Source organism: Flavisphingomonas formosensis (assembly GCF_009755815.1).
Classification (GTDB): Bacteria; Pseudomonadota; Alphaproteobacteria; order Sphingomonadales; family Sphingomonadaceae; genus Flavisphingomonas; species Flavisphingomonas formosensis.
Window position 1 is genome coordinate 81,824 of the sequence record NZ_WRPK01000006.1, and the last position, 20,507, is coordinate 102,330.

The 20,507-nt window shown below is 64.6% G+C and carries 16 protein-coding genes; 9 read left to right on the forward strand and 7 right to left on the reverse strand.

The annotated features are described in order from the left end of the window. The first annotated feature begins 76 nt into the window (after positions 1-76). Positions 77-1,009, forward strand: coding sequence for an alpha/beta fold hydrolase (locus GQY20_RS17150; protein WP_157218357.1), 933 nt, complete (start codon positions 77-79; stop codon positions 1,007-1,009). A gap of 113 nt (positions 1,010-1,122) precedes the next feature. Beyond that, the gene (locus tag GQY20_RS17155; RefSeq protein ID WP_157218358.1) at positions 1,123-2,124 is read left to right on the forward strand and encodes an LLM class flavin-dependent oxidoreductase; all 1,002 of its coding nucleotides are present in this window, start codon (positions 1,123-1,125) and stop codon (positions 2,122-2,124) included. 34 nt (positions 2,125-2,158) lie between these two features. On the opposite strand, the gene GQY20_RS17160 is transcribed toward GQY20_RS17155, so the two are convergent. Continuing rightward, entirely contained in the window at positions 2,159-3,403 is a 1,245-nt protein-coding gene (locus GQY20_RS17160; protein ID WP_157218359.1) for an MgtC/SapB family protein, read from the reverse strand. Positions 3,404-4,301: 898 nt separating this feature from the next. Between GQY20_RS17160 and GQY20_RS17165 the strand changes: the two genes are divergently transcribed. The 7 genes from GQY20_RS17165 (at position 4,302) to GQY20_RS17195 (ending at position 13,901) form a co-directional block, all read left to right on the forward strand. After that, positions 4,302-5,516, forward strand: coding sequence for an epoxide hydrolase family protein (locus tag GQY20_RS17165; RefSeq protein WP_232476116.1), 1,215 nt, complete (start codon positions 4,302-4,304; stop codon positions 5,514-5,516). A gap of 18 nt (positions 5,517-5,534) precedes the next feature. Further along, positions 5,535-6,764 (forward strand): cytochrome P450, encoded by a 1,230-nt coding sequence (locus GQY20_RS17170; RefSeq protein ID WP_157218360.1) that lies wholly within the window; start codon positions 5,535-5,537, stop codon positions 6,762-6,764. Between the two features lie 177 nt (positions 6,765-6,941). Next, a complete protein-coding gene (locus GQY20_RS17175) occupies positions 6,942-7,994 on the forward strand; it encodes an AraC family transcriptional regulator (protein ID WP_157218361.1) in 1,053 nt (350 codons plus the stop codon). Positions 7,995-8,306: 312 nt separating this feature from the next. Then, positions 8,307-8,852: a 2Fe-2S iron-sulfur cluster-binding protein gene (locus GQY20_RS17180; RefSeq protein ID WP_157218362.1), complete on the forward strand. Its 546-nt coding sequence runs from the start codon at positions 8,307-8,309 to the stop codon at positions 8,850-8,852. After that, a complete protein-coding gene (locus GQY20_RS17185; RefSeq protein WP_157218363.1) occupies positions 8,849-9,835 on the forward strand; it encodes an FAD binding domain-containing protein in 987 nt (328 codons plus the stop codon). The genes GQY20_RS17180 and GQY20_RS17185 overlap by 4 nt, the downstream gene beginning before the upstream one ends. Continuing rightward, positions 9,832-12,177: a xanthine dehydrogenase family protein molybdopterin-binding subunit gene (locus GQY20_RS17190; RefSeq protein WP_157218364.1), complete on the forward strand. Its 2,346-nt coding sequence runs from the start codon at positions 9,832-9,834 to the stop codon at positions 12,175-12,177. Before GQY20_RS17185 ends, GQY20_RS17190 begins: the two co-directional genes overlap by 4 nt. A 344-nt stretch (positions 12,178-12,521) precedes the next feature. Next, complete coding sequence (locus tag GQY20_RS17195) at positions 12,522-13,901, forward strand: malonyl-CoA decarboxylase (protein ID WP_157218365.1); 1,380 nt, start codon at positions 12,522-12,524, stop codon at positions 13,899-13,901. 134 nt (positions 13,902-14,035) lie between these two features. Here the strand turns inward: GQY20_RS17195 and GQY20_RS17200 are convergent, their stop codons facing one another. Genes GQY20_RS17200 through GQY20_RS17225 form a run of 6 tightly spaced genes read right to left on the reverse strand, consistent with a single transcriptional unit; the run spans position 14,036 to position 20,506 of the window. Then, positions 14,036-14,953, reverse strand: coding sequence for a response regulator (locus GQY20_RS17200; RefSeq protein ID WP_157218366.1), 918 nt, complete (start codon positions 14,951-14,953; stop codon positions 14,036-14,038). Further along, complete coding sequence (locus GQY20_RS17205; protein ID WP_157218367.1) at positions 14,953-18,087, reverse strand: ATP-binding protein; 3,135 nt, start codon at positions 18,085-18,087, stop codon at positions 14,953-14,955. The genes GQY20_RS17200 and GQY20_RS17205 overlap by 1 nt, the downstream gene beginning before the upstream one ends. A gap of 14 nt (positions 18,088-18,101) precedes the next feature. Further along, complete coding sequence (locus GQY20_RS17210; protein ID WP_157218368.1) at positions 18,102-18,686, reverse strand: HupE/UreJ family protein; 585 nt, start codon at positions 18,684-18,686, stop codon at positions 18,102-18,104. Further along, the gene (gene ureG, locus GQY20_RS17215) at positions 18,683-19,318 is read right to left on the reverse strand and encodes an urease accessory protein UreG (protein ID WP_157218369.1); all 636 of its coding nucleotides are present in this window, start codon (positions 19,316-19,318) and stop codon (positions 18,683-18,685) included. Before ureG ends, GQY20_RS17210 begins: the two co-directional genes overlap by 4 nt. Continuing rightward, positions 19,315-20,067, reverse strand: coding sequence for an urease accessory protein UreF (locus tag GQY20_RS17220; protein WP_232476117.1), 753 nt, complete (start codon positions 20,065-20,067; stop codon positions 19,315-19,317). Before GQY20_RS17220 ends, ureG begins: the two co-directional genes overlap by 4 nt. Further along, complete coding sequence (locus GQY20_RS17225; protein WP_157218371.1) at positions 20,000-20,506, reverse strand: urease accessory protein UreE; 507 nt, start codon at positions 20,504-20,506, stop codon at positions 20,000-20,002. Before GQY20_RS17225 ends, GQY20_RS17220 begins: the two co-directional genes overlap by 68 nt. Position 20,507: the final 1 nt, after the last annotated feature.

Sequence of the window (20,507 nt, forward strand, 5' to 3'; positions counted from 1 at the left end):
ACGAGCCCTATCGGACAAGCGGCTGGAGCAGGCAGCCGCTAACACCCTATGTCCAGGCAAGGGAGGAGGGCGAGCCATGCGCTTGTGGCGACGGACGGGGATGATCGGGCTCTGCCTGCAGATGGGCTTGCTTTTGATGGGGGTGTGCGGTTCGGCCGCGGCCATCGCATCGTCGTCGCCAGAGCCTGTCGCTGCCGATGTGCGCGACGTGGCGGTGGACGGACGGACGTTGCGCTTCGAGATCCGCCGTGGCCCGCCGGACGGACCGGTCGTGCTGCTCGAGGCCGGGGCGACGCTGGATCTGCGCGAATGGGATCCGGTGATCCATGCTCTGGGCGGGCGTGCCGCGGCGACGCTGATCGCCTATGATCGCGCCGGCATGGGGCACAGCCAGCCGCTCTCTACCTCTTACGACATCTATGAGGAAGTCGCCCGGCTCCACCGCGCGCTTTACCGGCTGGGCCTGTCGAAGCGGCTCATCCTGGTCGGCCACAGCTATGGCGGCTTCCTCACCCAGCTTTATGCAAACCTGTTTCCCGCAGAGGTCCGCGCGCTGATCTATGTCGATGCGAACACCGTCGAGGGACTGGGCGGCTTGGAAGCCGCCGAAGCCTTTCGCACCAGCATCCTCGACGCGGCGAAAGCGGGCAAGACGCAGTTCAACGACCTGCGTCTCGCGGACGGCTATGTCGCGACGATGCGAACGATGATGCGCAATCCGGTGCCGTGCGGCCTGCCTGTCACCGTGATCACGCAAGGTGCGGCCGATGCTGCGATCACCGACGCGAAGCTATTGCGCTGGCGCGAAGGCCACAGGGGCCTCGCCAGGCGAAGCGGCGCGACGTTGCTGTTCGCAGCGCATAGCGGCCACATGATCCCGCGTGATCAGCCGGAAATCGTTGCCGATGCGATCCTCGCGGCGATTGCCCGTGAGACGGCGAAGCGCCCCTTGCTGAGCTTTCCCCCGCCTGAGGCTGATTGCACGGCCAAGGCTGCTGCCGACCGCTAGCTGAGGGATTACGGTGCCGCGCCGGATGGCCCGCACTGACGGCTCGTCCCGATTTACGGCATTGTTCCAAGGGCGATGCAGCCTACATACGGGCACGCCAAGCGGAGCTTATCATGGTCGCCCTCTCTATGCTCGAACCCGTCCGCGTCACGCAGGACACGGACGCCAGCCAGTCACTCGAAAATGCGCGCGATCTTGCCGTTCAGGGAGAGAGTTGGGGTTATCGCCGGTTCTGGGTGACCGAGCACCACAACATGCCGAGCATTGCCGGTGCGGCGACTGCGGTCGTGCTGGCCCATGTCGGCGCAGGCACGCGGACCATCCGGATCGGGGCGGGCGGCATCATGCTGCCCAATCATGCTCCGCTCGTGATCGCCGAACAGTTTGGCACGCTGGCGCGGCTGTTTCCCGGCCGTGTCGATCTCGGTCTCGGCCGGGCGCCGGGAACCGATCAGGCGACCGTACGTGCCTTGCGGCGTCCGCCCGGTGCGGACGGCTTCCCCAACGATGTGCAGGAAGTGCAGGGCTATTTCTCCGCGGCCAGCGCCGACTGGCCGGTGCAGGCCGTTCCCGCCGCAGGGACGGACGTGCCAATTTGGATCCTCGGATCGAGCACCTACGGTGCGCAGCTCGCCGCCCATTTCGGCCTGCCCTTTGCCTTCGCGTCGCATTTCGCGCCTGCCCATCTGCTCGCCGCGCTCGACATCTATCGTGCCACGTTCAGGCCATCGGCAGTCCTTGGTGCGCCGCATGCGATGGTTGGCGTCAACATCATCGCTGCGGACAGCGATGCCGCCGCGCAGCGGCTCGCCACGAGCCAGCAGATGTCCTACACTAATTTATTCCGCGGATCGCGGACGCTGAGCCATCCGCCGATCGATGACATCGAGGCCTATTGGACCCCGGCCGAGAAGTTCCAGGTCGGTCAGATGCTCGCCCGCTCGATCGTCGGCTCTCCCGAAACCGTTCGCGCGGGCATTGCTGCGCTGATCGCTGAAACGGACGCCGACGAACTGATGATCGCATCCGATGTCTACGATCACCTCGACCGGCTACGCTCATTCGAACTCATCGCTTCGGCAATGGGTCGGCAGGAGGGGCCACTTGCTGCCTGATCGGCTTTCCTCGAAAAGTCGTCGTAGTGCTTCGTCAGGTCAGCCACCATATCGACGACGCGACGCAAGCCGACAACAGCGCCAAGAGGAGCGGGCGGGCAGCCCGCCAGCCTCCGTTTCGCCATCCAATGGCAATCGTCATGGCAGCTTTCACGGCGGTGTTGGCGAGAACCGCGGATATGATGGTGGCGCCAGCCATGCGATCGTCGAGGGCTGATTCGGGCAGCCCCGCGATCGTGAGTATCGTGGCATCGACGTCCGACATACCGGTCAGGCTCAGCATGATTGCCATCGCCTTGCTTCCGAAGGTTGCGAGCGCCCACCGGGACAGCAGCGAAAGGACGGCGACCATTGCTGCGAGCAGGAAGGCGGGACCAAAGCCGAGAGGATTGGCGATAGGGAGTCCGCTTTCCTTGTCGGCCGCTCGTCGATAGGCCAGCAACGCATAGCCAGCCGCGATGCCGCATGCCGGGGCGAGTGCGGCGGCAGTCGAAGGGAATGCTCTCGGCAGAAAGATCAAGACGAGAAGCTGTACCCGCAGGAACATGACGAGCGAGGCGATCGCGATTCCCGCTGTGAGTGTTCCACGCATGTCCGGCTCAGTGCGCAATCGCCGGGCGAGGTCGGCAGTTACGGCGGTTGAGGAGACGATCGCTCCTGTGAATGCCAGGAGAAGCGTACCTTTTTGGGAGCCAAGCCGGCGATTTGCTACATAGCCGACGAAGGAAAGGCCGATGACGAAGACGACGACGAGCCAGATCCGCTGTGGATTCCAGGCGCCAAACGGTCCCAGATTGCTGTTGGGCAGAAAAGGCAGCACGATGAACGCGACGAGTGCAAAACGCGCCACGCCCTTCATCTCTTCTTCGCTAAGTCCTTTGAGCAGCGCATGCATCGATTGTCTCGTGCTCAGCAGGACGAAGATCGTGGCCGCCGAGGCCAAGCCCACCATTGGCGACACCCGAACCGCGAGGAAGCCCGCCGCCAACGTCAATATCGCCGCGATGCTGGACGTGGCCGAGCGTCGCTTAGGCGCGGAGTCGCGCGCATAGCCAATCGCGAGGATCAGGCCGGCCGAAAGAAGGAGCACAGCGCCGACCAGATCGGGAACGAGTGCGCATAGGCCACCGCCCAGACCAAACAGCCCGAATGTTCGAAAGCCGGCGATGCGACGACCTTCACCTACGTTTCTTTGCGTCCAGCCACGTTCGAGGCCGACCAAAAGCCCCGCGGCAGCTGCCGCGATCAGTCTCAAAAAGATATGGTCGAATTCTCCCATGGTGCAGGAAATCCATGCCCTCCTTCATCGGTTATCGATGCTCATCAGGACATCCGTTGCACTGCATTGCCTTCACGACGACCGTTTCGCTTGAAACCGAACGACGGGTGAAATCCAGTAGCCGTTTCGAAGAAGGAGGGACGCCGATTCGCTCTTCCTCTCGCCCTTTTTTGATTTGAATGAGCTATGGTCAGCAATCTGGGCGGGGTGCTGCTTCTTCCGATCGTCGCTGGTGTGGGCTCGGTGGGCCGTGGGTGCCGATCTTGCGTGATTTGCGGCACTCTCTTTCCGACGATCAGGCCATGAAAGCCGCGAAACCCGTCTGAGCGCCTATGAACTCAATGAGCATTCGGCTCGGCCGGTCTGCAGACTATGCTTTGAGCGTGCAGATCCCAATGCGGCACACCCTCGAGACGCTCGAATTCCCGAATTGCCAGGGCGACAGCTTGGCCTGGATCCGGAGCGGTCATCTGGAGGCTGCGTTGGCAGCAATGATGCATGTGCCCGGTCGAATCGGTGAGCTCGTTATGGAAGCTGATGTCATAGCATCGTCCGAAAGACGAATTTTGCTGGTTCATCGCGTATTCCTTTCGGGCATAACTTTTCGGATAGGCGCTGCCTGCGCTATGCGTAATATTCCGCATTTGAGAAACTGCCCCCAGTTGGAACCGCCTGTGGCGGCTTTGCCGTTTCGAAAGCGAGCACGCGATTTCACATTCGGATAAGGCGAACAGGCGCGGGCCGCGCCATCGCGCTGGACGCCTTCCTCTTTGGACAGACTCATGAGCCAAAATCCCATGATTAATGAGCTGTCTGATCATTGGATTGATCGGCGTTGGGGCTATCATCGTTTCAACGAGAAAGGGGTCTCGATGCGACTCTCGGTTTGAGGACAGGGTTGAAGCTCGGACCGGGCAGTCCAAATTCGCTGTTGAGGACGACGATGTCTCCCGAAAAATTCACATTGCATGATGACGAACTCATGATTTCGGATCTACGCCGTCGTCTTAAGGAAACACGCTGGGCACCAGATTTTGGGAACGCCGACTGGAGCTACGGCGTCGAGAAGTCGTATCTTGCATCTCTTGTTGAATATTGGGTCGATGGTTTCGATTGGGAAACCCAGATTCGGGCAATGAACCAGTTCGATCACTTTCGCGTGACGATCGACGGCATTCCGATTCACTATATGTTTCGGCCCGGATCGGGATCGTCTACGATCCCGATCCTGTTGACCCATGGCTGGCCTTGGACTTTCTGGGACTTTCGGGATGTGATCGAACCGCTCGCCGATCCCGCCGCCCATGGCGCAGATCCGGCCGATGCGTTCGATGTGATCGTGCCATCCCTGCCCGGTTTCGGCTTCTCGGTGCCGCTGCGCACGGGAGTGAGCTATTGGCAGGTTGCGGACCTTTGGCACAAGCTGATGACAGAGGTCCTCGGCTTTCGGAAGTTTGCGGCTCATGGCGGTGATTGGGGTGCGATCGTCACGTCTCAATTGTCGCACAAATATGCTGCTGATCTCTATGGAATCCACGTCTCGATGCCCGTTTGGCCCGGATTGTTCGCAAACCCGCGGCCATATGATCTGCTTGGTCCATTGCTGCCGACTCTGTCGGCCGAGGAGGCGGTGAACGCCACGGCGGCAGAGCGGCGCCTCGTTAGCCATATCACCACGCATTTGGTCGATCCCCAGACGCTGTCCTATGCGCTGCATGATTCACCGGTGGGGCTGCTCGCCTGGCTACTCGAACGCTGGCGCGCATGGAGCGACTGTAACGGCGATGTCGAGAAGCGATTCTCGCGCGATGCCATGCTGACCAATGCGACGATCTATTGGGCGAGCGAGAGCTTCGTGACGTCGGCGCGCTTCTATGCCGAGGCGGCGCGTCAGCCTTGGCAACCCTCACATTCCCGGACGCCCACTTTCGGGGCGCCCGCGGGCATCTCACTTTTCCGTGGGGACGGCACCGCACTGTTTCCGGAAAGAAACCTGTCGAACTACAACGTCCTTTTCCGCGCGGATCACACGTCGGGTGGCCATTTTGCCGCGGCGGAAGAGCCCGCGGCGGTGGTCGAAGACATCAGGGCGACCTTCCGCACCCTCCGCTGAACTTACGAGGATCCGCCAATGACCAGCATGACAGACTCCATTCCGGACCATGTTCCAGCCGATCTCGTCTTCCCCTTCGATTATCGTGGCGATGCGCAGATACGCGAAAGCCTGTGGGACTATCTCGCCAGCATGGGCGATCGTCCGGCTATGTTCTTCTCGCCCGATCTCGGCGGCTATTGGGTTGTCACGACAGCGGCGCTCGCCGAAGAGGTCTTCTCGAACCACGAGATCTTTTCGGTGAGGTCCGTTTCCGTTCCCAAGCTTGAGAGCCCGGTCAAGCTGATCCCCAATAACTATGATCCGCCCGAGCACGCACCCTATCGCCGGATGTTCACGCAAAACCTGTTCTCGCCGCGTGCGCTGTCTTCGCTCGAAGACGTGACGCGCCGCGATGCACGAGCGTTGTTGAACGCGATGACCCCGGGGCGGTGTGAATTCGTCGGGGAGTTTGCCGAGCGTTTGCCGATCGACGTGTTCCTGGCGGGAATGGGCGTGGACCCGGCGCATCGCGAGCAATTCCTGCCCTGGGTGCGCAACGTCTTCAGCGGGGCGACCAAGGAAGAATTCGGACGCGGCATGGCCGAGGCGTCGACCTTTCTGGCGGAATGGTTGAAGAAGCAAATGGAGGCGCCCGAGACCAACGGCGGCGGCATGTTTCAGGCGATGATCGCGTCCAGGATCGACGGGCGGGCGCTCACATGGGACGAAATGCACCGGATCACGGTGATGCTGTTTCTCGGTGGCCTCGACACGGTTACTTCCGAAATGTCGCACGTCATGTATTTCCTGGCTGGTAGCCCGGCGCACCGACAGCGGCTGATCGATCGGCCTGCGGACATCCCCAAGGCGGTGGAGGAGATGCTACGGCGGTTCAGCATCGCGAATATCGGACGCATCGTCGTGAAGGATACCGACTTTCACGGCGTCCGTCTGAAGGCCGGCGATCCTGTGCTGATCGCCACGCCTATCGTGGGCCTGGACGAGAGCGCCTTCGAAAACGCGACCACGGTCGACTTCGATCGAGGGCGCGCGCGGGGCGTACGGCATCTGGCGTTCGGAGCGGGGCCGCACCTTTGCCCCGGAGCCTATCTCGCGCGCACGCAACTGCGTGTGATGCTCGAAGAGCTTCTTCCCCGGATGCCCGGCCTGCGGCTGCAGCCGGGTGCAAAAATCGAATGGCGGGCCGGGGCCGACTTCATGGTTCGCGAGCTGCCGCTGGAATGGGACGCTGTCGGGTCCGCCTGACCCGGCCTCCTCGTCGACAGGGAAAGAAACAGCTTCGAGGAGGATTGAGCGAGCGGATCGGTCGAGACGACGGCCCATCTTCTCGCCTTCGACGAATCGAATTCATGCCGGGCTCTTAGAACTGGTGATAGACGGCGGCCATTTGATGTGGGATGCGAACCGTCCCATGGAGCATCGGTGCCGAAACACATAGCCCAGGTCGCCCCTCGCCGCGCATCGCGCGCCTTGCTGCAAACCGTCCTCCAGCAGGTTCGTACAATAGATGTTGGGGAAGGCGAAAGCATCGCATGCCGCTGTTTCGGCAAGACGCTGGACGAGGTGATCGATCCGCATTGGGTCGGACCCATGCCGGACGATGCATTCACCGACGCGTTCTCCGCGGGCATGACATTGATCGTCGGTCGATGCGCGTGGCGCGAAGGCCGGCCGCCCATGACCAGGGAGGAGTATGGCCTCCTATGCCATTGCGTGATCACTTGCCGCACCTTGCGGGACGTGATCGAGCGCGCGGCCTCTTTCATGCGTGCGCTTGCCAGCCGACCAGGCCGCTTGACGATCGAGGTGATCGACGACGTTGCGGAGTTCTGCATCCATACCGATTATGGCGTGCGCGACCGCATCGGACTGCTGACCGATTTGGCCGGCCTGGCAGCGTTTCATCGTCTGTTTGCCTGGCTGATTGATGCGCCGGTCGAATTGCTGAGCGTGCGCATGTGCTATCCATCGTTGATCGGGAGCCGGGCATCGGAGTTCATGATCGCTCATCCCATCATATTTCAGGCAGAAACGAATGCGTTCCGTTTCGCTGCCTCTCTCCTCGACAGGCCGGTCGTGAGAAGTCCCCAACAACTGATTCCCCTTTTGCGGCGGTTCCCGTTCGATGTGAACGACACTCAGATCGCGCGTGACACGCTTGCCAATCGGGTCCGGTCACTAATGGCGGCGAACTTGTCGCAGCCCAAGCGCATCCCCACCGAGAGGGAGATGGCTGAGCTGCTCGGCATAAGCCTCTCGACGCTGAAGCGCCGTTTGCAGATGGAACAGGCTTCCTATCGATCAATCCGGGACGCTTTGTTGTGTGCCGTCGCGATCGAGAGCCTGGAAAGCGAACGCGAGAGCGTCGCGGCTCTCGCCGCGCGCCTTGGCTTCGCGGATACCGGAAGCTTCCGGCACGCGTTCAAGCGTTGGACCGGGCGCTCGCCAGGGCGGCATCGTCGCGCTGCTCTATAAGTGCGAAGGACGTTCGACGCTGCCAGCAGCATCATTTTATGAGGGTTGTTGCAAGCGGCAGGCGCTGAGCGTCCCGACCATATCGTTTGGACGGGTCCTCCCCTTCCGCGCCGATCACAGCATCGCTCGCAATCGAGGGAGGATCCGCTATCGCGGTTGGAAAAGCGGCCTGATAACCGGGCTGCGAGGCACTGTGCGATCTTGGCAAAATGCCGGCCTCGTTTCGCGGGCGTTCGGGCGATTTCGCACCGGGACCGGGGACCAAGGCGCCGCTCGATGCGTTAAGCACGGTCTGCAGCTGGAGGGAATCCCATGCGCTTCGTCATCAACGACACCGATATCGAGACCGATATCGACCCCAGGACCTCATTGTTGGATCTCCTGCGTGAGCAGATCGGGCTAACTGGGACCAAGAAGGGCTGCAACCAGGGCGCATGCGGGGCCTGTACGGTGCTGGTCGATGGAGAGCGGATCCTCTCGTGTCTCGCGCTGGCCGTCCAGTATGAAGGCCGGCAGGTGACCACCGTCGAGGGGCTCGCCGACCAGGCCGGTCTTCACCCGCTGCAAAAAGCATTCATCGAGCATGATGGCTTCCAGTGCGGCTACTGCACGCCGGGGCAGCTCTGTTCGGCGATCGGCATGGCGGCCGAGCTGCAGCGGGGTCTGCCCAGCCACGTCACCGGCGACCTGTCGGCGATGGCCATCAGGGCAACACGCGAAGAACTGGCCGAGCGGATGAGCGGCAATCTGTGTCGCTGCGGCGCCCATAACGGCATCATCGATGCGATCGACGAGGTGTTCGGAGAGCGACGCGGTCAGCAGGGCTATGATGCCGAGATGCCGGAGAAGGTGGCATGACGCCCTTCAGCTTTGCACGCGCCACGGATGCCGACGACGCGCTTCGCCTGGCAAGCGCGCGGGGTGGTCGCTATCTCGGCGGTGGCACCAATCTCGTCGATCTCATGCGCGAGACGATCGAGCGTCCGACGGCATTGATCGACGTCACCGGCCTGTCGAGCACGATCGGCGAGCGCGATGATGGCGGGCTTCTGATCGGCGCGGCCGTGCGTAACACCGCGGTGGCGGAGCACGCGGCGGTTCGTGCCCGCTACCCGGCTTTGGCGCGCGCCATCCTGTCGGGTGCTTCCGGACAGATCCGGAACATGGCGACCGTTGGCGGCAATATCCTCCAACGGACGCGGTGCGCCTATTTCTACGACAATGCAGGCTCGCGCTGCAACAAGCGCAATCCGGGGGAAGGCTGTGACGCCATAGAGGGTTTCAATCGCATGCACGCCATCCTGGGGGCGTCGCCATCCTGCGTTGCAACGCATCCGTCGGACATGTGCGTGGCTCTCGCCGCTTTCGATGCGACCGCGCACCTGCTCGGCGCGGATGGCGAGCGTCGGTTGCCGCTGACCGAGCTTCATCACCTGCCGAACGGGCGGCCCGACGACGAGACCCTGCTCAAGCCCGGCGAGCTCATCACCGCTGTCGAACTGCCTGCGGAGCGCTGGTTCGCGCGATCGACCTATCGAAAGGTGCGTGATCGGGCGAGCTATGCCTTTGCCTTGATCTCGGTTGCTGCCGCGTTGAAGATCGACGGCGATCGCATCTCCGATGTGCGGCTCGCTCTCGGCGGCGTGGCGCACAAGCCATGGCGCGCGCATAAGGCCGAAGCGGCCCTTCGCGGGGCACCGGCGACTGCAGAGCATTTCCGTGACGCGGCTCGGGCCGAGCTCGCAGGCGCGGTGCCGCTCAGCCACAATGGCTTCAAGATCGAGCTGGCGGAGCGGACCATCGTTGCCGTGCTTCAGGAATTGGCAGGAGAAATCGCGTGAGCATCGTCAAGGATGCCGCCGAGGCGGCGAAGGGCCTCGCTCAGGCCGTCACGAAGAAAGCCATCGAGGTGGCGCCGGATGGATGGGTGCCGGGGGGTACGCCCGATCCGCTGATCCGGAACCAGCATGGGCATGTCGGCAAGCCCGTGTCGCGGATCGACGGGCCACTCAAGGTGCAGGGCGCGGCGCGTTTCGCCGCCGAGTTCACGCTCTATGGCATGACCTACGCGTCCGTCCTCTTCTCGACGATCACCAAGGGCCGCATCGCCACTCTCGATACCGCGGATGCGGAGGCTGCGCCGGGCGTCGTGCTGGTGATGACCTATCGCAACGCGCCGAGAATGCGGCCGATGCCGGCGTTCGGTTCCAACCGCATGGCGGCTGGCGGCGACGACCTGCCGGTCATGCAGGACGACCGCGTCCACTGGAACGGGCAGCCCGTCGCGCTGGTGCTGGCCGACACGCAAGAACAGGCGGATCATGCCAAGTCTCTGATCCGCATCGGCTATGAAGCCGAGGCAGCGACCACCTCCTTCGAAGCCGCGAAGGCCGACGGCACGGAGCCCGGCCAGTTTCAGGGTGATCCGCTGCAGGTCACCATCGGCGATGCCGAGACCGTGCTCGCCTCGGCCGCTTTCAAGGTCGACGAGACCTATCGCACGCCGCGACACAGCCATGCCGCGATCGAGCCACATGCCGCGACGGTAATGTGGGACGGCGACATGCTTGTCGTGCACGATGCCACCCAAGCGGTGACGCACACAGCGTGGTCGCTCGCGCATATGTTCGGGATCGAGCAGGACAAGGTCCGCGTCACCTCGCCCTATGTCGGTGGCGGCTTCGGTTCCAAGACGCTCTGGCAGCATCAGGTGCTGGGCGCCGCCGCCGCCAAGCTGGCCGATCGTCCCGTTCGTATCGTGCTTTCCCGCGAAGGCGTCTTCCGGATCGTAGGCGGCCGGAGCCTGACCGAGCAGCGCTTCGCGATCGGCGCCGAGAAGGATGGATGCTTCACCGCGATGATCCACACCGGCACCACGATCATGACACCGCACAGCGCGATGCCCGAGCCGTTCATCGTCGCGACCCGCAGCGGTTATGCCGCGGACAGCTTCAAGATGGAGGTGCGGGTGGCGAGGATCGACATGGTCGCCAATACCTTCATGCGAGCGCCAGGGGAGGCGGTCGGCACTTTCGCTATGGAATGCGCGATCGACGAGCTTGCCGACCGGATGGGAATCGATCCGATCGAACTGCGGATCAAGAACGAGCCGGAGAAGGACCCGACCGTCGGCACGCCCTTCTCGTCACGCAATATCGTCGAGGCCTATCGCGCGGGTGCGGAGCGCTTCGGCTGGGCGAGGCGGCAGCCGCCGGGCGCTCGGCGCGAGGGCGAGTGGCTCGTCGGGCTGGGCTGCGCCACCGGCACCTATCCTTATTACCGGATGCCCGGCGGTGTCGCCCGTATCAGCATAGGCCGCGATGGCCATGCCTGCGCATCGGTCGCAGCGCATGAAATGGGGATGGGCACAGCCACGGCGCATACCCAGGTGGTCGCGGAACGTCTCGGACTGCCGCTTGACCAGGTCACGGTCGAATATGGCGATTCCCGACTGCCGGGTCTGTTCCTGGCCGGCGGATCGCAGCAGAGCGCCGCGATCGGCGCCGCGATCATCGCCGCCCACCGGGCTCTGGTGGTCGAACTGCTCAAGCTTGCCGGCAATGATTCGCCGCTGGCCGGTCTGAAGCCGGAGGAGGTCGGCGGTCTCGATGGCGGCCTCGCCAAGCTCGATGAACCGGCGCGGTGGGAGAGCTATGCCTCGATCCTGGCGCGCGCGCAGCGTGCCGAGCTGTCGGTGGAAGCCGCAGCGCCCGCGCCGATCGAAAACCAGCATTGGTCGATGCACTCGTACAGCGCGTTGTTCTGCGAGGCGCGGGTCAACGCCGTGACCGGCGAGGTCCGCATCGCGCGCTTTCTGGGCTCATTCGATTGCGGCCGTATCCTGAATGCCAAGACTGCCGCCAGCCAGTTCCGCGGAGGGATCATCATGGGCCTCGGCCTTGCCCTGACGGAAGAGACGGCCTTCGACGAACGCACCGGCCGGGTCATGAGTGCGAGCCTCGCCGAATATCACATACCCGCCCATCTTGACGTGCCGGCGATTGACGTGATGTGGACGAACATCCCTGATCCCCATACGCCGATGGGCGCTCGGGGGATCGGCGAGATCGGCATCACGGGCACCGGAGCGGCCGTTGCCAACGCGATCTACAACGCGACCGGGCGACGGATCCGCGATCTTCCGATCACCCTGGATAAGCTCTTATCGGCCGGTATCGGATGAGGCGATGGATCGATGCAGATGGTCAGCGTCCGGCTTTCAATCGAATGAGGGTCCGTACCCGGGCTGCGCGATGATATGCCAGCGGCGGCGATCCGGGGAGCCTGCAGTTTGGCCACGCCCGGAGCGAAAAGACGCTGCGATCCGCGCCTCGCGCGAAGGAATCGGCGCCTATGCCAAAGGGCGCCCGCACGCTTCAGGACGTGACGCCGCGTTAGCCGGCTCGGCGAACGCTCTCGACGGCAGTTCGCCCAGCGGCGGCTTCAGCTTCTGATGGACTGTCCCCGCATCTGCCCGGATTGAATGGCGCGGCCATGTTCGTACATTCTTGCCCATGGAGGTGAGACATGGCTGCCGACTCGCTTGCTGATCTCGTTAAGGGCTTCTCGCGCGGAGGCCGGGCGCTCCTGCAGAAATATGCTCCCTTCGTGGAATGGGAGCGGGTGCGCAAAAGCCCGCCCGCACGCCGGATCGAGGCGTTGTGCGACGCGCTGCTATCGGTGAAGGGCGAAGCCTCGGGCGGCGCCATTGCGGCGGATCTGCTGGATGCCTATCGCGGGCTCGATGCCGAAGAGCGGCTCGGCTTCTTCCGCTATCTCGCCGAGCGGCATGGCCCGGATAGCGATCGGATAGGCGCAGCCTACCGGGCCTATGAGGCCGGGCCGTCGCCTGCGACCTTGCAGGTCCTCACCCGCTCGGTCGAAGCACCGCGGCGCGAGCTTTTCCGGCGGCTCAACATGCCGGCGGGCGCGACCTCCCATCTGGTCGAGATGCGTCGCCATCTGCTCGATCTGCTGCGGCCCCATCCCGAGTTGGTCAGCGTCGAGGACGATCTGCGTGCCTTGCTCGAATCCTGGTTCAATCGTGGCTTCCTGGAGCTGCGCCACCTGTCCTGGTCGTCTCCGGCGGACATTCTCGAGCGCATCATCCGCTACGAGGCGGTTCATACCATCCACGACTGGGCCGATCTTCGCAGCCGGCTCGATCCGCCGGACCGGCGCTGCTTCGCCTTCTTCCATCCGGCGATGCCGGACGAGCCGCTGATCTTCGTCGAGGTGGCGCTGATGCCGGACATACCCGCGCACATCGACGGCATATTGACCCGCAACCGCCTGCCGGACGATCTTGCCAATGCGCGCTATGCCGTCTTCTATTCGATCAGCAACTGCCAGGCGGGCCTGCAGGGCATCTCGTTCGGCAATTTCCTGATCAAGCAAGTCGCCGCGGACCTGTCGCGCGATCTGCCGCAGATACAAGGCTTCGTCACCCTGTCGCCGGTTCCGGGGCTGATGGATCATCTGCGCAAGGCTGCGGCCGATCCCGACGGCCCGGCGCTCACGGCGGAAGAGCTCGCCCGCTTGGCCGAGCCCGGCTGGTGGGACGATGCCGCGCTCGCGACGCGGTTCGAGGCGATCGTGCTGCCGGAAGCGGTGCGCTACTTCCTCGATGCCAAGCGCAGGGACGGCAAGCCGCTCGATCCCGTTGCGCGTTTCCATCTCGGCAATGGCGCCCGTCTCGAAAGGCTGAACTGGCTGGCCGACCGCTCGACCAAGGGACTCGAGCAGAGCGGCGGCGTGATGGTCAACTATCTCTACGACCTGCCTAGCGTGGAGGAAAATCACGAGGCCTATGCCAATCAGAACCGGGTTCGGGTCGGCAAGCCGTTCCAGCTGCTGGCGGACCGATCGAAAGCGGCGGCGGGCAAGGCGCGGTCAAGCCGCAAATAGCTCCAGCGGAGATCAGCCGCGGATCGGTTTGCCTTGGTTGCCGAGGGCGCGCCTCCTCATTTCAAACAAGCATGTTTGTTTTTACTGCCGCTTGTCAGGCGGCCGATGCGCTGGAACGGGGCTGGCCCGCGCGATCACTCCTCGAGCGCTATGATCCTCGTCGCGATCGCTGCGGCGCCGGCGCGATTCTCGACGCCGAGCTTCACGAAAATCTGTTCGAGATGCTTGTTCACGGTGCGTGCGCTGATGTTCATGATCTCGCTGGCGTCGCGATTGGACTTGCCCTGCGCGATCCAGAAGAGCACGTCGCTCTCCCGCGGGGTCAGATTGAGCATGCGCTGCAGGATCAGCGATTCCCGGCCGTCGTGGAGCTCCGCGATGCGAAGGAAATGCTCATCGCGCGGGGCCTTGCCGATGTGGCCGATCTCGATCTGTTTCCTGCCGACGGAGAGGCGGACGGCCTGGCGCTCACCGCGCGCGGCATGGGCCAGGACGGCGAGGATGCCGCGCGCCAGACACTCCCGCGCGGCTGCGCCGGCTTCGTCCTCCAGCCGCTCGACCAGCACCGCCGCGAGCGGCGTCATCCAGCGGATCTGCCCGCTGGAATCGGCCGAAAGCAGCCGGCGTCCGGCGGCATCGAGCGCGGTCTGCGCGCGCAGCATCGTCCGTGCGTTGGTCAAGTGCACGCGGACGCGGGCGATGAGCTCGTCGAGCAAGATGGGCTTGGTCACATAGTCGATGCCACCGGCCTGGAGGCCCGCCACGACGTGGCGCGTCTCGCTCAGCCCGGTCATGAAGATTACGGGAACGGCGGCGTGCGCCGGCCGCGCCTTGATGCGGCGGCACGTCTCGAAGCCGTCGATGCCCGGCATCACCGCGTCGAGCAGGATGAGATCGGGACGCGCCTCCTCGATCCGCGTCAGTGCATCCTCGCCATCGCAGGCAGACGCAACGACGAAGCCGGCCCCGGTCAGCGCCTGTTGCAGCATGGCCCGCGCGTCGGCGTCGTCGTCGACGATCAGGATCAGCCCGCCTTCTTCCCTGTCGTCCATCAGTCCTCCCCGCGGATCCAGTCGATATCGAGCAGCAGCCCGATCCGGTCGAGCAACTCGTCCAGCTCGAATGGCTTGGTCAGGAAATCGTCATGCGGATCGTCTTCGCGGCGGGGGCGCTGGAAATCGTGCACATTGGCGGAAACCATCAGGATCGCGGGTTCCTCGCCATGGCGGGCGCGCAGCGTGCGTGCCGTCGTCCATCCGTCGTCACCCGGCATGGCGATGTCCAGCATAACGAGATCGGCGGGCTTGCGGGCGAAGCGCTCCAGGCAACCGGCCGCCTCGCTTGCGAAATCGAGCGCGAATCCGAGCGGTTCGAGCAGATCGCCGACCATGGCGCGGTGGGCCGGATCGTCGTCGGTCACCAATATGCGCCGCCGCGGGCCGGCATAGCCTGTAATGCGGCTGCGCGTGCGCGCCTCGTCCGGGGCGGCGGGGGCGGAGGAGAGAAACAGCTTCAGCCGGAAGATGCTGCCGCTGCCAGCCTGGCTCTGCACCGAAAGATGGCCGCCCATGATCTCGGCCAGCAGCCGCGTGATGGTGAGGCCGAGGCCGATGCCGGGAGCGACATGGCTGTTTCCCACCCGTTCGAACGGCTCGAAGATGCGCTCCAGATCCGGTTCGGCGATGCCGACGCCAGTATCGACGATGTCGAACTCCGCCACCGGATCACGCCAGCGCACGATCAGCGAGGCCCCACCGACAGGCGTGTATTTGATCGCATTGGAGATGAGATTGATCAGGATCTGGCGAAGTCTCTTCTCATCCGTGAACACGAAGTCAGGCAGGCTCGGCGGACGGTCATGATCGAAACGAAGGCCCTTTGCTGCGGCTTGCAGGCTGAACATGTCGACGATCTGGTCGAGCAGCTCGCCGAGATTGATGCGGTTGCGCTCGATGCGAAGCGATCCATTCTCGATTCTGGCGATATCGAGCAGTCCGTCGACGAGGTTGACGAGATGACTCGTGCTTCGCCGGATGACGCGCACCGCGTCGGCTGGGCGGTGCGTCGGATCCCGCTCCAACAGCTGGGCATAGCCAGAGATGGTGTTGAGCGGCGAGCGTATCTCGTGACTGACGCCGACGATATAGCGGCTCTTGGCAAGATTGGCGGCTTCCGCCACCTCCTTGGCGCGCTGCAACTCGGCGTCGGTCTGGCGATGGGCTTCGATCTCCTCGATCAGCATCATCGTCTGCCGGTCGGTCTCGTCCTCTGCCGCGCGCTGGCTTTCCTGGGCCAGGACGAAATACCAGCTGATGAAGGCGAGAAGGACGAGCAGGCAGGCATAGACGACACGCAGCACCGATCCGAGCGCGCGTGGATCGATGCCGCTCTGCGCCTGCTGATAATAGATGAGGATGAGCACGATGCCGATCGCGCCGGCGATGATCGCGTAAAGCAGCAGAAAGCGCACGATCCGCCGGTGAACGGCATCGAAGATCAGCCGCGGCAGCAACCGTCCGAGCAGGGCGGAACCCTGGTCCACCACCCGCGCGCCGACCTTGCAGGCATCGTGGCAGCGCGCTTCCAGCGTGCAGCAGAGCGAGCAGATCGCGCCCTGGTAGACCGGGCAGTGCGCCATGTCCTGCGGCTCGAACGCCGCCTCGCAGACCGAGCAGCGTATTTCCGGCTCGCCGGCAAAATCGGCTGCTTCACGCGCGATATAATAGCGTCCGCGGGTCGTCCAGGCGATCAGCGGCGCCGCCAGGAAAGAAAAGGCGAGGCCGATCAGCGGCGAAAGAGCGGCTGCGACCGGCCCGAACAGACCGACGAAGCAGAGGGTGGAGGCGATCAGCGACAGCAGCATCGCGCCGACGCCGACCGGATTGATATCGTATAGATGCGCGCGGCGGAATTCGATGCCGCGCGGGCTGAGACCGAGCGGCTTGTTGATCATCAGGTCCGCGGTCACCGCGCCGAACCAGGCGACGGCGAAATTACTGTACAGCGCGAGCACCCGCTCGACCACGGTCTGGATGCCGCCTTCCATCAGCATCAGGGCGACAAGCACGTTGAACACGAGCCAGATAACGCGGCCCGGATGGCGGTGCGTCAGCCGCGAGAAGAAGTTGGAGGAGGCGATCGATCCGGCATAGGCGTTGGTGACGTTGATCTTGATCTGGCAGATGGCGACGAAAAGGCCGGTGAGCGCGATGGCGGGGATGCGCGAATCCGTGAGGCCCTGGAAGGTCATGAAATAGAGGGCGGTGGGATTGGATGCGTCCGCCGCCGAGAGGCCGGCGCGCAGCGCGAGTACGGCGAGCACCGATCCGGTGAGGATCTTGAAGGCGCCCATCACGATCCAGCCGGGGCCCGTGGCGAGAAGCGCGGCCCACCATCGCAGCTTGCCGACCGCCTGGGCACGCGGAAGGAAGCGCAGATAATCGACCTGTTCGCCGATCTGCGGCAGCAGGGAGAGAAAGACGGCGAGCGCGAGGCCGATGCTGACGAGGCTCAGTCCGCCCGCCTGCCCCTCGAAGCCGCTCCACAGCGCGAAGGCGGCGCTGCCCTGGCTCAGCACATACGCGAGCGGGGCGAGCTGGAGCAGAAGCCAGGCAGGCTGGGTCCAGTTCTGGAGCTGGCTGATGCGGCGGAAGCCGTAGGCGGCGACGGGAAGGACGATCAGCGCGCTGACGATATGGCCGATCGGCAACGGCAGGCCGAAGCAGAGGTTGAGCGCGGCGGAGAGGATCACCGCCTCGATCGCAAAGAGGATGAAGGTGAAGGAGGTGTAGAGGGCCGAGGTGATCGTCGATCCCAGATAGCCGAAGCCGGCTCCGCGGGTCAGCAAATCCATGTCGACGCCGTAGCGCGCGCCATAGAAGCAGATCGGAAGGCCGGCCAGCAGGAAGATCACGCCCGCAATCAGCAGGGCGATGCCGGTATTGGCGAAGCCGTAGCCGAGGGTGACGGTCGCCCCGATGGTCTCGCAGGCGAGGAAGGCGATCGAGCCGAGGGCGGTGTTGGCGACCCAGCCGGCCGACCAGCGGCGTGCCTTGTTCGCTGTGAAACGCAGCGCATAATCTTCCAGCGTGTCGTTGCGGACCCACTGATTATATTGCCGGCGCGCCCGCACGATGCGCTGCCGGCGGATCACCGCCGGATCGGTCGCGCCCGCACGGGTGGCCATGGGCGGCGGCGTGCTCAGGCCGACCAGATCATTGCCGCCGCGGTGGCTGTCGCGACGAAGCCCACTGCTTGGCCGATGCGCCGCGGCTGCAGCCGCAGGGCGAGGCGCGAAAGGCCGAAGCCGGCCGCATGCAGCGCGAGCGTGGTGGCGATGAAGCCTGCGGCAAAGCAGAGGCCGTCGCTGCCCGGCGCCATCTCGTGCCCGTGCGCGAAGCCGTGGCCGATCGCGAACAGCGCGATCGCCGCGGCGGATAGCGCCAGGGGCGGCCGCACGTCGAACAGGAGTGCAATGCCGAGCGCGGCGACCGAGGCGACGATCAGCATCTCGGCGATCGGCAGCGGGCCGCCCGCGGCGCCGTAGGCGAAGCCGCCGAGCATGAAGCTGACGAACGCGGCCGGGCAGACCCACCAGTGGCGCGGGAAGGCGAGGCCGCTCCACAGACCCACCATGATCATGGCGAGCAGATGGTCGATGCCGGTCAGCGGGTGCAACATGCCGGCGGCCAGCCCCGATTCGGCACCGTGGCCGGGATGGGCGAGCGCCGGTGCCGCAGCAGCGAGCAGCAGGAGAGCGAGCGAGGGACGAGCGAGACGGATCATGGCTGGGGTTCCTTCAGCGGGGCGAGGCCCCCGGTCGCGACGATGAAGCGCGCAATCTCGGCTATGCCCGAGCCTGCGCGGATATTGGTGAACACGAAAGGCCGTTCGCCGCGCATCTTGCGCGCGTCACGGTCCATCACTTCCAGGCTGGCGCCGACGAACGGGGCGAGATCGATCTTGTTGATCACCAGCATGTCGGAACGGGTGATGCCGGGGCCGCCCTTGCGCGGGATCTTGTCGCCGGCGGACACGTCGATGACATAGATGGTGATGTCCGCCAGCTCGGGGCTGAAGGTCGCGGCGAGATTGTCGCCGCCGCTTTCGATCAGGATCAGGTCGAGCGTGGGAAAGCTGCGATGGAGCTGGCCGACCGCGGCGAGATTGATCGACGCGTCCTCGCGGATCGCGGTGTGAGGGCAGCCGCCAGTCTCGACGCCCAGGATCCGCTCGGGCGGCAGCGATCCCGCCCGGATCAGGAATTCGGCGTCCTCGCGCGTGTAGATGTCGTTGGTGATCGCCGCGATGTCGTAATCTTCGCGGAAATATTTGCACAGCGCGTCCATCAGCGCGGTCTTGCCCGATCCTACCGGGCCGCCGATCCCGACGCGCAGCGGGGAGAGTGTCTGGGTCATGTGCGGAACAGCCTCGTATATTGGGTTTCGTGCGCCATGCTGGCGAGATCGGCATGGAGGGCGGCGCTGCCCATCTGCTCGAACGGATCCTCGTCCGCGAGCGCGGCGGCTTCCGCCACCGCGGCGAAGCACGGCTCGCGCAAGGCGCGGATCAGAAGCTGGCCGTCGGTCTGGCCGAGCGGAACCAGCCGCTGCGCCGCCGAGACGAGATTGGCGATGCTGCCATGCAGCCAGGCGGTCAACGCGCTCTCCAACGTGACGCCATGGCCGGCCATGAGGCAGGCCGCGGCGACCGGATAGGCAAGCGCCTCGTCGTCGATCGGATCGAGCAAAGCGAGTGAATCAGTGGGTGAGGTCGCCTGCGCAGTGCGGCGAAAGGCCGCGCCTTGCGCAGTGGATTCAAGATGCCGTTCCCGACTGGTGAGCATCGCAGCCGCCAGTGCGCCGACCTCGCGCAGCCGGGCGCCGTCGCCCGCCGCCGCGGCGCGATAGGCGTGGACGAACAGGATCATGTCGGTGCGGATCGAGCCGTGCGCGATGAGGTCCGCGATCCAGCCCTGCGCGGATGTCCGGTTGCGGACATGACCGGTCTCCACCGCCCACTCCAGCCCACTCGAATAGGCAAAGGCGCCGATCGGATAGGATGGGGACATCCAGGACAGCAGGTCGTAAAGCGCGCCTTCAGCCATGCGCGTGGTCATGAGGGTGATGGCCCTCATCCCCGTCGTGATGATGATGGTGGTGGCCATGGCCCTGCCCGCCGCCATCCTCATAGGCGCCGCCTTCGGGATCGAACGGCGCCAGCACCGCATGGCAGTGGCCGCCGAGCCCGTGCACCATCGCCTCGATCACATGGTCGTGCCGGATGCGCAGCCGGTCGCCGAGCAGTTGTGTCGGCAGATGGCGGTTGCCGAGGTGCCAGGCGATGCGGACCAGCGCCGGCAGGTCATGCGCGTGGATTTCGGTCAGCGCTTCGTCTGCCGCCTCGACTCGCACGATGCGGCCGTCTTCGAGTTTCAGCCCGTCTCCGTCGCGCAGACGCACGGGCCTGGGCATGTCGAGCAGGATCCCCTCCCCGGTAGGCGTCGTGAACACGATGCGGCGGCGCGTGCGCATGTCGTGATCCAGACGCAGCACCGCGCTCGCCCCTGGCGCTTCGCCGCTGATGATGCTCACGATCCGATGCATG

Excerpts from the sequence above, each read along its gene's own strand:
- GQY20_RS17150 (WP_157218357.1), top strand. The coding sequence starts at position 77 with ATGCGCTTGTGGCGACGGACGGGGATGATCGGGCTCTGCCTGCAGATG.
- GQY20_RS17155 (WP_157218358.1), top strand. The coding sequence starts at position 1,123 with ATGGTCGCCCTCTCTATGCTCGAACCCGTCCGCGTCACGCAGGACACG.
- GQY20_RS17160 (WP_157218359.1), bottom strand. The coding sequence starts at position 3,403 with ATGGGAGAATTCGACCATATCTTTTTGAGACTGATCGCGGCAGCTGCC.
- GQY20_RS17170 (WP_157218360.1), top strand. The coding sequence starts at position 5,535 with ATGACCAGCATGACAGACTCCATTCCGGACCATGTTCCAGCCGATCTC.
- GQY20_RS17180 (WP_157218362.1), top strand. The coding sequence starts at position 8,307 with ATGCGCTTCGTCATCAACGACACCGATATCGAGACCGATATCGACCCC.
- GQY20_RS17185 (WP_157218363.1), top strand. The coding sequence starts at position 8,849 with ATGACGCCCTTCAGCTTTGCACGCGCCACGGATGCCGACGACGCGCTT.
- GQY20_RS17195 (WP_157218365.1), top strand. The coding sequence starts at position 12,522 with ATGGCTGCCGACTCGCTTGCTGATCTCGTTAAGGGCTTCTCGCGCGGA.
- GQY20_RS17200 (WP_157218366.1), bottom strand. The coding sequence starts at position 14,953 with ATGGACGACAGGGAAGAAGGCGGGCTGATCCTGATCGTCGACGACGAC.
- GQY20_RS17205 (WP_157218367.1), bottom strand. The coding sequence starts at position 18,087 with ATGGCCACCCGTGCGGGCGCGACCGATCCGGCGGTGATCCGCCGGCAG.
- GQY20_RS17210 (WP_157218368.1), bottom strand. The coding sequence starts at position 18,686 with ATGATCCGTCTCGCTCGTCCCTCGCTCGCTCTCCTGCTGCTCGCTGCT.
- ureG (WP_157218369.1), bottom strand. The coding sequence starts at position 19,318 with ATGACCCAGACACTCTCCCCGCTGCGCGTCGGGATCGGCGGCCCGGTA.
- GQY20_RS17220 (WP_232476117.1), bottom strand. The coding sequence starts at position 20,067 with ATGGCCACCACCATCATCATCACGACGGGGATGAGGGCCATCACCCTC.
- GQY20_RS17225 (WP_157218371.1), bottom strand. The coding sequence starts at position 20,506 with ATGCATCGGATCGTGAGCATCATCAGCGGCGAAGCGCCAGGGGCGAGC.